At 44.2% G+C, this 14564-nt stretch carries 25 protein-coding genes; 24 read left to right on the top strand and 1 reads right to left on the bottom strand.

Annotated features, from left to right (window positions below; genetic code table 11):
• The first annotated feature begins 39 nt into the window (after positions 1-39).
• The 19 genes from V7149_RS00485 (at position 40) to V7149_RS00395 (ending at position 10764) form a co-directional block, all read left to right on the top strand.
• A complete protein-coding gene (locus V7149_RS00485) occupies positions 40-507 on the top strand; it encodes a hypothetical protein (protein ID WP_335343723.1) in 468 nt (155 codons plus the stop codon).
• Positions 508-898: 391 nt separating this feature from the next.
• Positions 899-1219 carry a hypothetical protein gene (locus tag V7149_RS00480; RefSeq protein WP_335343722.1) on the top strand — a complete coding sequence of 107 codons (321 nt, stop codon included), beginning with the start codon at positions 899-901 and terminating at the stop codon, positions 1217-1219.
• A 133-nt stretch (positions 1220-1352) separates the two neighbouring features.
• Complete coding sequence (locus V7149_RS00475) at positions 1353-1718, top strand: DUF1642 domain-containing protein (RefSeq protein WP_335343721.1); 366 nt, start codon at positions 1353-1355, stop codon at positions 1716-1718.
• 459 nt (positions 1719-2177) lie between these two features.
• On the top strand, positions 2178-2474 hold the full coding sequence (locus tag V7149_RS00470) for a hypothetical protein (protein ID WP_335343720.1): 297 nt from the start codon (positions 2178-2180) through the stop codon (positions 2472-2474).
• Entirely contained in the window at positions 2471-2797 is a 327-nt protein-coding gene (locus tag V7149_RS00465) for a hypothetical protein (RefSeq protein WP_335343719.1), read from the top strand. The genes V7149_RS00470 and V7149_RS00465 overlap by 4 nt, the downstream gene beginning before the upstream one ends.
• Positions 2794-3192, top strand: coding sequence for a hypothetical protein (locus V7149_RS00460; protein ID WP_335343718.1), 399 nt, complete (start codon positions 2794-2796; stop codon positions 3190-3192). The genes V7149_RS00465 and V7149_RS00460 overlap by 4 nt, the downstream gene beginning before the upstream one ends.
• Positions 3179-3574, top strand: a complete 396-nt coding sequence (locus tag V7149_RS00455) for a hypothetical protein (protein ID WP_335343717.1) — start codon at positions 3179-3181, stop codon at positions 3572-3574. Before V7149_RS00460 ends, V7149_RS00455 begins: the two co-directional genes overlap by 14 nt.
• A gap of 68 nt (positions 3575-3642) precedes the next feature.
• Positions 3643-4746 (top strand): hypothetical protein, encoded by a 1104-nt coding sequence (locus V7149_RS00450; RefSeq protein ID WP_335343716.1) that lies wholly within the window; start codon positions 3643-3645, stop codon positions 4744-4746.
• The gene (locus tag V7149_RS00445) at positions 4743-4946 is read left to right on the top strand and encodes a hypothetical protein (protein WP_335343715.1); all 204 of its coding nucleotides are present in this window, start codon (positions 4743-4745) and stop codon (positions 4944-4946) included. Before V7149_RS00450 ends, V7149_RS00445 begins: the two co-directional genes overlap by 4 nt.
• Complete coding sequence (locus tag V7149_RS00440) at positions 4943-5122, top strand: hypothetical protein (RefSeq protein WP_335343714.1); 180 nt, start codon at positions 4943-4945, stop codon at positions 5120-5122. Before V7149_RS00445 ends, V7149_RS00440 begins: the two co-directional genes overlap by 4 nt.
• Positions 5115-5315 (top strand): hypothetical protein, encoded by a 201-nt coding sequence (locus V7149_RS00435; RefSeq protein WP_335343713.1) that lies wholly within the window; start codon positions 5115-5117, stop codon positions 5313-5315. Before V7149_RS00440 ends, V7149_RS00435 begins: the two co-directional genes overlap by 8 nt.
• 16 nt (positions 5316-5331) lie before the next feature.
• On the top strand, positions 5332-6075 hold the full coding sequence (locus V7149_RS00430; RefSeq protein ID WP_335343712.1) for a DNA replication protein: 744 nt from the start codon (positions 5332-5334) through the stop codon (positions 6073-6075).
• Positions 6075-6476 (top strand): YopX family protein, encoded by a 402-nt coding sequence (locus V7149_RS00425; RefSeq protein WP_335343711.1) that lies wholly within the window; start codon positions 6075-6077, stop codon positions 6474-6476. Before V7149_RS00430 ends, V7149_RS00425 begins: the two co-directional genes overlap by 1 nt.
• On the top strand, positions 6473-6895 hold the full coding sequence (locus V7149_RS00420) for a hypothetical protein (protein ID WP_335343710.1): 423 nt from the start codon (positions 6473-6475) through the stop codon (positions 6893-6895). Before V7149_RS00425 ends, V7149_RS00420 begins: the two co-directional genes overlap by 4 nt.
• A gap of 174 nt (positions 6896-7069) precedes the next feature.
• Positions 7070-7198 (top strand): hypothetical protein, encoded by a 129-nt coding sequence (locus tag V7149_RS00415; protein ID WP_335343709.1) that lies wholly within the window; start codon positions 7070-7072, stop codon positions 7196-7198.
• Between the two features lie 407 nt (positions 7199-7605).
• Positions 7606-7911, top strand: a complete 306-nt coding sequence (locus tag V7149_RS00410) for a hypothetical protein (RefSeq protein WP_335343708.1) — start codon at positions 7606-7608, stop codon at positions 7909-7911.
• Between the two features lie 171 nt (positions 7912-8082).
• A complete protein-coding gene (locus tag V7149_RS00405; protein ID WP_335343707.1) occupies positions 8083-8214 on the top strand; it encodes a hypothetical protein in 132 nt (43 codons plus the stop codon).
• A 37-nt stretch (positions 8215-8251) separates the two neighbouring features.
• Complete coding sequence (locus tag V7149_RS00400) at positions 8252-9637, top strand: DnaB-like helicase C-terminal domain-containing protein (RefSeq protein WP_335343706.1); 1386 nt, start codon at positions 8252-8254, stop codon at positions 9635-9637.
• 149 nt (positions 9638-9786) lie between these two features.
• A complete protein-coding gene (locus tag V7149_RS00395; RefSeq protein WP_335343705.1) occupies positions 9787-10764 on the top strand; it encodes a toprim domain-containing protein in 978 nt (325 codons plus the stop codon).
• Between the two features lie 38 nt (positions 10765-10802).
• On the opposite strand, the gene V7149_RS00390 is transcribed toward V7149_RS00395, so the two are convergent.
• Complete coding sequence (locus tag V7149_RS00390; RefSeq protein ID WP_335343724.1) at positions 10803-11042, bottom strand: helix-turn-helix domain-containing protein; 240 nt, start codon at positions 11040-11042, stop codon at positions 10803-10805.
• A gap of 143 nt (positions 11043-11185) precedes the next feature.
• On the opposite strand from V7149_RS00390, the gene V7149_RS00385 reads away from it, so the two are divergent.
• From V7149_RS00385 to V7149_RS00365, 5 genes are all read left to right on the top strand, one after another.
• A complete protein-coding gene (locus tag V7149_RS00385; protein WP_335343704.1) occupies positions 11186-11347 on the top strand; it encodes a helix-turn-helix domain-containing protein in 162 nt (53 codons plus the stop codon).
• Positions 11348-11374: 27 nt separating this feature from the next.
• Complete coding sequence (locus tag V7149_RS00380) at positions 11375-12514, top strand: AimR family lysis-lysogeny pheromone receptor (RefSeq protein ID WP_335343703.1); 1140 nt, start codon at positions 11375-11377, stop codon at positions 12512-12514.
• 27 nt (positions 12515-12541) lie between these two features.
• On the top strand, positions 12542-12679 hold the full coding sequence (locus V7149_RS00375) for a hypothetical protein (RefSeq protein WP_335343702.1): 138 nt from the start codon (positions 12542-12544) through the stop codon (positions 12677-12679).
• A 244-nt stretch (positions 12680-12923) separates the two neighbouring features.
• On the top strand, positions 12924-13550 hold the full coding sequence (locus V7149_RS00370) for a sigma-70 family RNA polymerase sigma factor (protein WP_335343701.1): 627 nt from the start codon (positions 12924-12926) through the stop codon (positions 13548-13550).
• Between the two features lie 259 nt (positions 13551-13809).
• Positions 13810-14397, top strand: coding sequence for a hypothetical protein (locus tag V7149_RS00365; protein WP_335343700.1), 588 nt, complete (start codon positions 13810-13812; stop codon positions 14395-14397).
• The last annotated feature ends 167 nt before the right edge of the window (positions 14398-14564 follow it).

Genomic DNA, 14564 nt, shown 5'->3' with positions numbered 1-14564 from the left:
TAGGCACTCGTACATCACACCGAAGGAGGTCACGCATTAATGACGCAATCACACGCATACATTCGCACAGGTAACACACGGTCAGGTTTCACGATGCTATTTCACGAAATATTCGACCTGTACCATCCGTATATCGGCGACAAGGCAACGTTGTATTACTTGTACTTGTTGCGCTACCGAAACAACGACGAAAGCAGCTACAACCAAGGCATGGCATGGCGTGGGCGAAATGGTATCGTAGAAAAGTTTCAGCTATCGTTTAGCACGCTGCCTATCCTCGATGAGATACTCGAAGCGAGCGGGCTGGTGACGATCGAGCGCAAGCCGAGCGGTCGCGGAAAGGACAAGATTTATTACATCGTTCACGACCCGTTAGACCGTGTGCAGTTTCGCGATCAAGAAACGCAAATAGCTGAAGAATTACGTCAAGTCGTCGTTAGGCAGGGCGGCTCGATCGGTAAATTACTCGGCAAGGAAAAGGGCGCTAATCTATCTATGAGTAGATAATACTCTACGTGTGCGGAGATTATAACCTACCGTAGCGTTAATGAAAAAGAATGTATTTAAAAAGAATTCTTTTAAAAAGAATAAATACATTGCGCCAATAGCAAAAGCACCTATTGCCGCTACGATTCTATTAATATCTATTTTCGCGAAAGTTATTAAAGAGTAGCGAATATAGGTGATAGCGAATGATCGCAAAGGTTTGAAAGTAAGAAGTTCATAATTGACACATTAAGCGCAATAAGAAAGGTGGGGGAAAAAGTGATTAAATGTTTATTAAAAGGTCATAACTGGATTGTTTCTCACAGGTGGCTAATCGGACCACCTAGTTACCGTTGTTCCCGTTGCGGAAAAGAAAAAATATAAAGATTACAAAAAATAAGGAGGAAAAACAATGAAAACAAAACATATTACATTTTCAGAAGACGGGGGTATAGCATACGGAAAAGCAAGTGATTTCAATAATACTGATGAATTTATTGTTGCGGTAAATGAGCAATATCATGAAGAAGTTTGCTGGGTAGACAACATTAGAATTGAATCGTGTATCAGCACGCTAGAAGGAATTGGAGCAGAAATGATAATTCCTTTATCTAGTACAGATATTGTAATAGAAAATTATTATATAGCAGATGTGGGTGAAATCGGAATTGTCGGAAAAAGAAAGAGAATATTTGCGTATAGCGACATAGTGAAGGGTGGTAATGTAAAATGAAAAATTTTTGGCAATATCAAGGCTTGTTATACACTCTTTTGGTTTTTTTGGTTAGGTGTAGTAGTAGGTATTTTAATTTTTTGATATGTCGCAATCCGAAATAAAATCGAAATTAGAAAGGGGAATCGTTAATATGACGAAAGTAACGCTACCACGCGAAGTCGCGGAGGCAATCGAAAACATGCGTGAAAGAGGGAGAAGTAACGGTGCTATTATCGCAACTGCCATGACGAATGGTAGTGGAGCAGGCGTCGGTTGGACTCTTGCAACCTATGTTTTAGAACACGAAGGCAATTCCGACAAATTAATGACTGCACTACTCAATGGCTACGAAATCGAAAAGTCGCCCGATGAAAAGGTGCGGGAATACTACGATGAGTTAAGTGACAGTAACGTTTCAGTGTATAGTGAGAATCATCACCGCAACAACCGCGAACGGGCGGGCATCCGTAAAACGCTCGACCTGCTCGGCATACAAATCGAAGGCATCAACGCATGAGCATACGTACGTTTCTCCCGTCGTTTTCCCGTCAAAATAAACGCTTAACGCACGAACTAATACGAAAGGTAGGCGAAGGTAAATGTCGCTAAATATCACGGTAAATTCTACGTATAAACTAACGTCCGACTCGATGCAAGTCATTGTCAACCGAAAGCACATCGTCGATCCCACGAAAGCGCCCGGCTGGGCGAAACGAGAAGCGGAGGGCGCCGACCCAACGCCACGGACTGAATGGCGCGAGGTTGCGTATTGCCGAACGGTCGAGCAGGCGTTGAACTGGATTGCGGAACAGACACAGCGAGATAGTAGCGCGGAGTCGGTGGCGGAATTGCTCGGCGAAATACAAGCGATTAGGCGCGAAATTAAAGCCGTACTGACGCGATAGACGCGAAGTAAAAGAAATACCTTCGGAGAAGTTGAGGCGGCTAAAATCAAGCGAAAGGAAGGCGAAACGCAATGGTTAATACGGAACAACTAAACGTAAAATATTCGCGGATTGACGATGATGTAAAACGCTTTATGAAAACGGGCGAGGACTTCTATCGGTGGACCGTAACGCCAGATATGACTAAGGACGTTTTCGAGTTACTAGCGGAGGTTGAACGACTGCGAAAAACGATCGTAGTCGCAGAACATCGCATTAACAATATGAACGCTAGTCCGGTCGGTACCATCGCAAGTTGCGAATACGTCACGATTAACTATAACGAAATAATTTCGATTAGAAACGGTTTAAAGGAGACGATTAAATGACACGATACACCAAACGAGTTTACCTCGACAAACAGCCGGAAGTTGGCGACCGAATCGTTACTACACACGCCAACTTCTCACTAAGCAATCGTTACAATAAAGGAAATGAAATGACGATAGTTAGCGCGTTATCTATATCAGGGGATTGCATCTTAGCATTCAACGAACGGACAGGTAAAAATGTCTATGTACACGATAGTAACTACGCAATATTTCGCGACGTCACTTACGAAAAGGTCGGCGAAGAGCACATTGTCAAGCGGTTCCTCGGCATTCCGATTTATAGCAAGAAAGTCGATATTTACAAGGAGGCAAGTGAATGAAACGATTAACTAACGAACAACTAGACGCAATACGCGAACGAGTGGAAAAGGCAACGTCAGGTCCGTGGTTTGTAAAATACGGGTTAGATAGCGCAGAAGTGTTCGTCGGAGATAAGCGATGGATTGTCGCAGAAATTCCGAAAGTTTCTAACGCCGAGTTCATCGCCCACGCTCGCGAAGATGTGCCGAAGCTGATTGCGGAGATTGAACGTCTTAACGAAGCCATTCAGCAATTATCCGAAAATCGCGAAAAGTGGCGAATAAGTCATGGAGAGTTGGAAGCGGATAATCACCGACTTTCAGACGCGTTGAGTCGAATTATTAACGGAGAAGTCGCCTCGTTAGGAGACGCATTTATAATCGCACAGGAGGCGATAGCGAATGACCGCCCGTAAATATCTCGAAAAGCCAGTAGACAAATGGACAACCAACGATTTTCTCGATTATATAGTCGACCGGCACTTCGAAGTTTACGGTACCGAGTACACGCCTCCAGGACGAAACTGGCAAGTGGAGCGCGGGCTGATCGGCAACCTAATTGGCACACGCGGCAAGAACGCAAAGCCGCGCAAATATCCGAATAAAGTTGTCAAGGCGTTCATTGACGAATGTTTCCGCAACCACAAGTGCACTCCGCAATATCCGACAGTTAGCTTTACGTGGTTGTGGAAGTGGAAAACGGCTGAATGGGCGCGGGTGCTGGCGGAGCATGCGAGAAAGGAAAGGGCGCAAGAAACATCGGCGCCAATAACGGAAGAAACGATCGAATGGCTGTGACGGTGAAAACCCGGAGCTGTTCCCGCAACTGTATATAACGAACCAATAATCGAGGAGGAATCGGAAATATGACGAAATTTAACACTGTAAAACGTAAGGCAATCGTAGGGGAGCGCATTTTAATTACGGGTAGGGACTTCGGAGAGGAACGTTATCAAAACGGAGACATCTTAAAAGTCAGGAGCTTACGAGAAGATGGTAGCGGTGCTGTGTACGTTAAGCCTAATGATACGTGCTTAGTGTTATTAAGCGAATACGAGGTAATTATCGAAAACAAAACGGAGGCGATCGGTATGGAATTACAAAAACGCGGTTCATTATTAGTCAAGGCGGTACCAACACCGGATTATCAAGAAACAATCGGTTTTACCGAAAATGCCGACGGCACCTATTCGCTAAACTTTTCGAAAATGCCCGGCTTGGTATTCGTATCATATGACGGTGTAGGCACGTTTGACCAAATGTTCGTTCACGGAGATTTCAAGGCGGAGGCGCAGCGAATCCAAATCGATAGCGCTGTCGGTGAATTAACGAAGTACACAATCGAAAGCACTCCGGTCATTAAAACGGAAGTTGCTACGCTACACGCGGGGGAGACGATAACTCCGAAACCAAAAACACCGCAACAACAACGCGATGACATTATCGAACAGGCCAAGCGCGACGTGGCGGAGTTAAAAGTTAGCGTTTCAAAAACTAATGGAGAACCGATCTTCAAGGCCCCCAACGGTCGAGGTTGTTACGCTGATTATATCGTTAATAAAGAGAATCGAACGGTCGTAGTTCTATTAAAAGGGTGTGGTACGAAGAAGTTGCACGCAAAAGGAATCGCCAAGTGCGCCCCGTCCGATTGTTTCAACGCACATATCGGAAAGGCTATTGCGGTTCGTAGGGCGCTAGGCCTCGAAGTGCCAGCCGAATATCTCAACGCTCCGCAGCCGACGGAGATTCGAGTGGGTGATATCGTAACATTCCCAAAACATGATAGCTGGCATCGGAAGGTGAACTACCGAGTAGACGCGATGAGCCCTACTAACGGGGAAGGAAACCTAACAATAGTATACGACGCTAGGGGTGATGAAGTCGGAACAAAAGCGTTTACGCACTTCGGAAACGATGGAGTAGACAAGCATCCTGTATTAGATGACACACGCGACGAGGTAAACGAATGAATAACGTAAAAGGCATGACGACATGCACGCCGGAATTTCATCGCGTGGCAAAATCGGCGGAACTCGAAGGCGAAGCGAAAAGCCGAACGGAAGAAATACTAGACGAGTTAGAACTCGCTGACTTGCCCGACGGGGTTTGGCGCGACGCTCGTGCGAGAGTTGCCGATATGTTCGAACTTTACGAAGGTGATTGCGAATGAACCTAGTCGAGGCAATATCCGAATTAACCACCAGCACACCAGCGGTCGTAAGCGTAATAGGCAAACGCTATACGGCCGCCGAGCTGGCGCCGCGAATGATTGGCGAAAAGGCTTGCGTGTTTAACGTCGTTGGCATGACGGAAGCCGAACGGAAAGGGGAGTGGCGAGTTGAATAAGTGCTTTATGGCGGTAAATAAATCGACTGGCGAGTTCTTTGGTGGAAAGAAAAACGGAACGCATATCGGTTATCCGAAAATTAATTATATAAAAAGCGCGATGACAAACGCACGGGTAAATAAGGACGACTATCATTTCGTGATGGTGTCGTTTGACGAAAATCTTACGCCGACTATTTCGAAAGTAGTTTAGCGAAAGGAGTGACACTATGAATCACGCAAATAAATGCTTATTATCGCAAAGTTGTAAACTCGCAGACTCCGAAACTTGTAACGCACATTGCCCGCATTTCATCGGTATGCACGGCCTTAACGGCGCAGGCGGTCGTGTGGCAGCGGCTGGCGTGCCGAAAGACTATCGGCTGGTGACCGTAAGCAATTCACCAGCCCGTGCGAGTCAAGCGGAGGTTTATCGGGCGGTGGACGCTTACGTCAAGACATTCGAACGGCAATTCGAAGCGAATGGCGAACGCGTAAAAAGTTTGTATCTATTTTCGGAATCACCTGGAACGGGCAAGACGACAACGGCAAGCGCGTTATTAAACGAATGGCTTATCGCACATTACGTCGGTTCGATCAAGCGGGGGCTGCAACCGTTACAGCAGCCGGCTTACTTTCTCGACGTCAACTCGTTCCAGACCGATTATAATCTCGCATCCATGACGAACGATGACGCGGGCATGTCGGCGATTAAGGCGTCCATCAAACGGACACAGCAAGCACCTTTCGCCGTTCTTGACGATATAGGTGTTCGTTCGGCAAGCGAGGCGTTCAGATCGTACATTCACGCGATAATTAACCATCGGACTACGAACGGGATGCCAACGATTTATACATCGAATTTGCCAATCGAGGACATGGCGCAAGTTTTCGATGCGAGATTATATGATAGGATGCGCGACATGTGCCTCGAAATATCATTCGTAGGCGAGTCGAAAAGGGGGCGGAGGTAGTGAGGGCGTATAAATTTCGAGCATGGGATCAAGTAGAAAATCGCATGAGATATGAAAACGATGTTGATAGCGTAAAGGAATGGCCATCGATATTAGCCGTAGGATTCCACGGTCTGCCGATTAGTATTGATACCGACAGCTTTAAAGACGGCGAAATAATCGGCTGGAATCGTGACCACAACTTAATTTTAATGCAATCCACCGGCTTGCACGATAAGAATGGGTGCGAGATTTATGAAGGCGATACTCTAAATATTTCTGATCGCCATCTTCCGCAAATAGTAACGTTTGATGAAGGAATGTTTTGTACGGACGAATTTTCTCTATTTGAACTAACGCGAAACGAATATCGGTCGTTTGAAGTCGTAGGAAACATCTACGAGAAGGAGGCGACCGAATGAACTGGCTTAAACGGATATTCAAACGCAAGCCTTCCGCCATTGAACTCGAACCGATATACGAGCCTGGCGATCTAGTTATCGTATATGACCCGTACGTCCTCGACGGCATGGATGCGCACGAAGTCAGCCGTCCGTGGATTGCTACGGTGTACCAAAGTGCGTACGTGTATAGCATCGATATATTCGCGTACCAATTCGAGGAAGGTGGCGAGTGGTATAACGAAGCATGGCTGTTTCCAGCGATATATGGAACAGAAGTGATTAACATGTACGTTCAAAAGGAGCCGACCAAGGCGGAGCAGATTGACGGGCTGCTGGACGAGTATCGCGATTACAAGGCGATGGCCGATTCGTTTGGCGATGCGGAGTATGGCGAGAGGCAGGCGGAGATCGAAGAAAAAATTAAAAATATTTTATAACACAGTTTTAACGCCGAGAGCGATCGGATGTAATAGTAGTAAGGGACGCGTTAGACATAAAATATGTAATAAAGGAATGCGAAATAGAAGGTAGGATGTGATTAACATGTTGTTCTTTGACAATTGAATAGTACGGTATCGCATAGTATATTTAATTTAAAGGCGGTGTTTTAAGTGGAATATTTAAATTTACAGGGAAAAACAATACAGAAATTAGAAAAAACAGATAAGGAGATTATTATCACATTTACAACTGGAGAAGTCTTGAGTATTAACAAAGATTTGCAAGTAAAAGCGAAATAATTGAAACATGAGAAATAAAGATACCGTACTGTTCGATAAACAGGCGGTATTTTTTGTTTAGTAAACAAAATGATAGTTTTGTTAAATAGCAGAAAGGAGGTTTAGTTTTTGTGAAAATAAATATTGTGAAGGTAACTAATAAAATCGGTTGTCCGCAATGTGGATTATGGTTCAAAGCAACATATAAGCCATCTGTAAATATAATCGTTTGCCCTCAATGTGGCAATAAAATGAATAGTTAAAAAAGATAATAAGGAGGATTATATGAGAAGTAGGGAATATATTTGGATAAAGTACAAGTTGCCTTTGTGGGAATATCGGATTTTAAAAAGAACATTCAAGCCATTTAAGAAAAAAGTAGTTCGCAGTAAAAAGATTTAAGTAAACACAAGGTAGGAGGAGTTAATTTGGAATTTAAAGATAAAGTGCAAATGTGGCGATTAGCATTAGAGGAACGAAATGCCAATCTAGGTGTTATGCAAGTGTTTGATAGTATGTTGGTTTTTATGGGCGAACAGCAGCGGGAAATTGAACGGTTAAAGTTAGAAAACGTAGCATTGCAGCCTGTATATAGCAGAAGGCAACTCGAAGAAAAACTCCAAACTTATGAAAATGCATTAAAAGAAATTGCTCTTGAGCCATACGGTAAAGGCGAATGGGCAGACATTGCCATAAGGTACGAAAGGATAGCAGAAACAGCGTTAAATATTTAAGGAAACAAAAGATAGAGTAAGTAAATTAAAAAGGGACGAAGAAGCTAAATGCTCTTCTTCATTCCACAATTACTGCATTTAGTTTTACAACAATAAATGTAATAGCAGCAATTAGATTGGAAACCCAATAAGCATTATGTTTATCAGTCTAAAAAGTAAGGAGTGGAGAAAGTGGCTAAATGCGGAGATTGTAAACATTGGATGAAAAAATCAGATTGTCCTAAAGAAAAAAGCGGACTTAATAAGCCAACGTCAAAAACATGGGCTTGCGAAAAATTCACATCAGATAAAGAAACTGAATGATAGAAGAGTTTCCCACTAACATGTAGGAGGTTGACGAATGCATTACGCAAATCTACTATTCTCGAAAGTGGTCGACGAGAACAATCCGACAGCACTCGCACGATTTAATATCACCGAACGCGACATGCCAACGGTAGGCGAACGGCAAGTTTATCGATTCATCGAGGACTACGCGGCTCGCAACCGAGGCCAAGCACCGTCGTACGCGACTCTTACGGCGGAATGCCCCGATTTCACATATACGCCACAAGTTGGCGACAGCTACGAATTTCTTTCGCGCGAAATCAAAAAACACGCAGCACAACGTGAGTTCATCGAATTAGTCAGCGGGCGAACGGACGAGCGGGGCCGACATGTTGCGGGTGAATTATCGCAAAAATTTGACGAGTTAGGCACGTCAGACATATTTTCCTATTTCGAGTGGTTGCAAACGGAGCTGGAAAGTATTAAAATGAGAACAAGTGTTCGAAACAAAGTAGGAACAGACGTCAAACACGATGGCGAAAAGTTCCTCGCAGAGTACGAACGGCGCAAGGCCGGCGAGTCCTTTCGCATATGGCGGAGCAAGTTCGACTTTATCAACGAACAGGTCGGCGGCTATGTTTCGTCAAACGTCTACACCGTTTACGGAAAGTCGGGGCGAGGGAAGTCCGTCATCACACTCGAAGAATGTATCGAGGCAGCGTTCCAGGGCGCGAACGTGCTAATTTGGGCGATGGAAATGGGCTGGTTCGAGGTGCTCGTGCGAATATTCGTCAGCATTTCGGCAAGGCGGGGCGTAACGACTGCGCAGGTGGGAAATTTGGACATGGCGGCTGGTTTCGATTCAAGCGAGTTGCGCTACGGAAAACTTAGCGAAGAATTCGAAGTTGCATTCCGTGCGTTTGTCGAACAACTCAACGATTTAATGCCCGGCAATATCACGGTGCGAGCGGTCGATGACGCGGACTTCTCAAACCGCAACCTGCAGGCGCTTGAAGCCGATATACTTGCGACAAAAGCTGACGTTGTGATGGTCGATCCGTTTTATTACCTCGATTACGAAAAGAACACGAGCAAAACAACGGGCGGGGACGCTGCAGCCACTTCGCAAAAGCTAAGACGATTGGCCGGTTCGACGCAAACGGTGATATTCGCGATAACACAGGCGGATGAAACTACTACCGAAGAAGATGACGAAGGCAATCGCGAATTGGAGCTACCGCAACGTAAAGACGTAGCGAAAACGAAGCAGTTATTACAAGACGCGTATTTGCTAATCGGAGTCGACACGGACTACAAACAAGGGCGCGGGCTGATCGGCTTGAACAAGGGACGCGATGGAGGCGAAGGGCAAAGCGCTGAAATCCTATACATTCCGCAAGTCGGCATCGTCAAGCAGCCGGAGTCAGGCGAGGCCGTTGCGAGTCATTTCGGATTTTAGCAAAAATGTTAAATTTAAGAAAAACGGAGCAAATTGGCAAAAATAAGAGGTCAGACCACTTTTCCTACTAGGGACGTTTTTGAAAATCACCGAATTTGGCGTTTTACGAGAAATTGGAAATCGGATTATAATACGAGGGAGGTCATCGAATGGCAATCGTACATGTCCGCAAGCAACCCATCGACATTGACGTTGAAGCGGAATTACGCGAATTTAACTGGACTCGTCCACGCTGGACCAGCGATAAGTTACTCGCAGCCAGCCCGTTTCGTTACGACCAAACACCGTCATTCTTCGTCCGGCTCGAACCATACGGCGATTGGCCGGCGGGCACATGGAGCGATTCGGGCGCGTACGACACGGAATGGGCAAGCGGGGGCCTCGTTAAATTACTGTCGTTTCTGCGCAATGAGACCTACGAGGAAACCGAAGAATACCTGCTAAACGCCTATGGATTTTCGTACGATACCACCGATATTAAGATAAAACCACCACGCTTAAAATTTCAACGGGTTAGGCAGCCGTTGAACGAGCGTGTGTTAGCGGATTTTACCGAAAACTATTCGTATTTGGAATCGCGTGGCATAAGCGCAGACGTCCAGCGGCAAATGAGCGTTTTGTATGACGAGCGAAATCGAGCTGTCGTGTTGCCATGGCGATTGCCTGACGGGAGGCTTGCGAATGTTAAGTACCGTAAAACACGCGGCAAAGTGTTTTGGTACGATCGGTCGGGCGCGGGTATACCGGTTCGCGATTTAATTTACGGGATTGAAAAAGTGGCGCCAGTGACGGTTTTATGCGAAGCGGAAATAGACGCAATGAGTTTTCGACAAGCAGGCTACGCGGCGATTGCGGTTGGCGGGGCGAGTTTTAACGCAGTCAAACGGGACTTGATTATGCGATCGCCTATCGAGGAATTGATTATCGCGACGGATAACGACAAAGCAGGCGGCAAACTGCGGACGGAAGTCGAACAGGCGTTGCGGGGCTTGCTTCGGATAAGGCACGCGTATGTAACTGGCGGAAAAGATGCGAATGAGGCGCTGGTGAAATGCGGTGCGGAAGCGTTGAGGGATGCGGTCGATAAGTCGGAAAGTGTTAGGGCAATACACGTTAAAGTTCGTTAATTTACGTACTCATTGCCGAGGTAAGGCGCGCGAATCGATTATCGTTCGCTCTTACCTTCCGGTATCCATTCGTAAAGATCATCAATCGAGCAATCTAGTACAATAGCAATCTTCTTTGCGCTATCGACCCACATTCCGTGTGAGCCTCGGTTTCGTACCTTGTCGTTGATGAACGATTTACTCATACCGGTTTTTGCCGCGAGTTCTTGTTGCGTCATACCTTTCGCGTCTAGTAACTCTTGAATGCGGCACTTTCCGACTTTGATCGTAATAAACACCTCCAAATAATGGGATGCCTTCCTATTTTATATTATTTTAATTATTTTTTCAAAGAGTATATATTTTCCTTTACATGCGTAAGCGCACTGTGTTATATTCTTAATAAGACGTGCGTAAGCGCATATTAAGGAGGGCGAGAATTGTGCTTGAAAATGTAATTGGAGTAAAAGAGGCCGCAGAATTATGGGGATTAGAGGCAAGTTATATAAAAAACCTGTGTTCTCAAGGCAAGGTAAAAGCAAAGAAAATCGGAAATGTTTGGGTGATTGATAAAACACAGGAAAATCCAAAGAAGAACCAATAGTAAAGTAAGCGGGAGGGGAAGGGAACAATGATTGCAGCTGAAATTGAAGAAGCTATGGATTTATTCGATAAAAAAATCACCTGGAAAGACTTAGCTATAGCCGTCAAATTGTCGCCTGGGTCATTGACCAACTTAAAAAACGGGACAGAAATGAAGTTCCCAACCCTTTTAGAAATTGCTAAATTCATCTATAAGAATGAGTACATAACTCGCTTCAAAAGATGGTGCTTAAAATTCGAGTCACCTAAGAATGTGCGTTTTGCCTTAGAATACCTGGCAGTAAACCGACAAATAGAAGAACTAGACGAACTTATAGAAAAGGTAACCACAAGTAGAACTGACCAAACGATGAATGAGTGGGCAAAAGGTTACTCGATCTTATCTTGTTATCTAAAGAGAGAAAAACCAGAGGATATTAAAATTAAGATAAGGGGATTCGCGCCCAAATCAATCGAAATGCAAGTTCTTTCAACAATTACGGAAGTTTGGTGTCGCTATAAGTTATCCGATTTCAAAACGATGAATTCACTAATTAGCGGTTTAGAGATTACTATCAGTAAAATAAAAGAAGAATATATTCGGGATTCTTATAGTATGCGACTTAAAGAAGTAATGGCGTATGTTAATCTGTACAAGCTTTATAACATTGACGAAGCTAGAAAACTTGCCGAAGAAATAATTTTTTCAAATTGTAGCGCGACTTTCACAACTAGCGCGTCATACTTATTAGGAATGTCATTCCTATTCGAAAACCACGAAAAGTGCTTGGGGCACATCATGAGACATCGAGAGTTGTTAAACGAATCCGGAAGACACAAAGAAATAGCAGTTATTGATAATTGCGACATACCTTTTATTAACAACATTTGGGGGAAAAATAAAGAGCGCCCAAAAACGAATGACATTTCCGAAATTGCACATTACGAGGCGGTGAGTGGGGACAAAGAATTAGCGCGTGAATTAATCGATGAGGCAATCAAAGAAAACGGAGCTAGCGGATTTAAGTACTACTATAAAGCTTTAGCAACAGGCGATATGACACTATTCATGAATGCGCTAATAATTTTCAGCAAGAACGGGGATAGATTTTATGCCAATCTCCCGTACCGGCATCTAAAAGAAAATGAAACTTATAAAACAATGGCCGAACTATTAATGGCCGAATAAAAATAACTAGACAAGGGGATGGATGATTTGAAAAAACTATTAGCAATCGCATTACTAGCTGGGATCATATTTGGAGGGACTGCGGTTAGTTCATCCGCGGCAACTTTAGAAGACAACACGGTGGTAGCACCTGCCAAAGCTGACCCAGGCGGTGGCGGACACTAAAATTTAATAAACCCCAAGCACTTAATTTGAAGGAGAGTTGACCACTCTCCTTTTTTCTTTTTACATAGAAAATTCAGTGTTTTTAACTTTCGAAAAATCTCTAAAATTTCCAATGATTTGCATTAATGGATGATACTATTAGGACAAGCTAGTACTTGAACTAACGAACTAAAAATAATTTTAACAAAAGTGCGCGAATCCAAATTGACGAGCGTCATACTTATTACAAGGGAGGAATTTTAAAATGAATGAATCTAGAAAACTACAAATTAACGAAATGATTGCGAAGTACATCCTAACCAAAAGCGAGATTGATTTCGAAAGAGTTTATCGCAATTTATTATCGGAATACCAACCGAAGTTAAATTATTGGGCGTCAACTACAGCGTTTCTAGCCGGCAAGCACGAAGCGCAGGAATTGTTCGATGAAACTTTTATGAGAGTAGTAGATTCGATCGAGGCTGACGGAGGTGACTTCGTAAAACTATTTAATTTTTCGCTTCATAATCGATTTAAGTCTCTACTACGAAAGTTACAGGTAAAAAGGAAATACGAGGATTACGGATTGGATTCGGATAATGAGAAGACGGCAATCTTCGAATTTGTAGACGATTTTAATCTCGAAGAACATATTACCGCAAAGAAAAAAGCCGACCAGCGGCAACTGATCGACTTCCTTCTGAACGGCGCGGACGAAACAACGACGGCAATCGTTGAAGCGTTCCTTAGTCACCCGAAACCAACAGCGACGGCAATCGCGAAGGAATTAGGATTTCACCATTCGAAAGTATTACGCGCATTAACCCGCCTGGCAGCGAAGTATGATACTAAACAATTCGGCTCTCACCGTGACTATTTAGTTGCGCTATGAGCGAATTAAGTCCCTTAGGCATTACGACCTAATTACGCTTATTTTCATTATACGTCTTGTTCGTTAAAGCGTAAACACTATTAACACAAATGTAATAATAACTAATTTCGACAAGTATTGCAAGGGGGAGTGATTTCGTCATGTCCGTAAATTATACGCAGTTTTTGCGAGAAATAGAACGCCTTATGCAACAAAAAGATTACGAAAAGGAAATAAATCTTTCGGAGCAGTTGCCGACGATAAAGGCGGTGCGTCTCGGATGATCGTTGCGGATGAATTAATTGTCAAACAAATTACGCAGCCGCCGAAAATTGACAAACACGCAAAACAACGAGCGGAAGAACGATACGGAATGACTCCGGATGAATTAAACAAGTACCTCGGTAAACACTTTCGCGAGTTTGAGTTCGTCACTGTTACTTATGGATACGGCGGAAAGCCCAGCCGAATGTTTGTACACGAAGGTAAAACGTTCATCTTTCGCATGTACGATAATTACCTACAAACGACCTTTCCTGCGAACGGTGTTAAATCGGGAACCATCACGAAGAGATTAGCGAAGAAATTCGCCGGGCTATATAACGAAGAGTTGCGAAAGTTTGAACGCTGGGAAGCGCGAAAGATTCGAGAACTTGTACGGTTCCAAGCCGAACTAGAGCGTGAGTTATCCGATATTCGCTATCGGCTTACAACCGTAAGAAGTCTAGCTAAAAAGATAGCGTATAGAGCGAGAATTGTAGCGATTGAACTTCGCATCGCCGATATACCGGAAGAGATTGCGAAAGTGCATATCGAAAAGATGCGGAAAGTTCAAGCGTTAGTTCACATATCGAAAGGGGCTGTCTAAGGTGAAAGTCGTCAACTTAAACGAAGTCAAACGCAATAAGCGACGCAAGCAAATCGAAGCGCAATACGTTGCGTTTTACGGAAATACTTGGGCGAAGGCGGCGAAATAATATGATCGAATTTATTACGGCATTCTTCGGTATCTGTGCGGTACTTAGCGCAATATCA

The organism is Bacillus sp. JJ1503 (genome assembly GCF_036965125.1).
Classification (GTDB): domain Bacteria; phylum Bacillota; class Bacilli; order Bacillales; family Cytobacillaceae; genus Cytobacillus.
The sequence above is the reverse complement of the archived record's forward strand: the minus strand, read 5'-3'. Positions and strand labels throughout refer to the sequence as shown.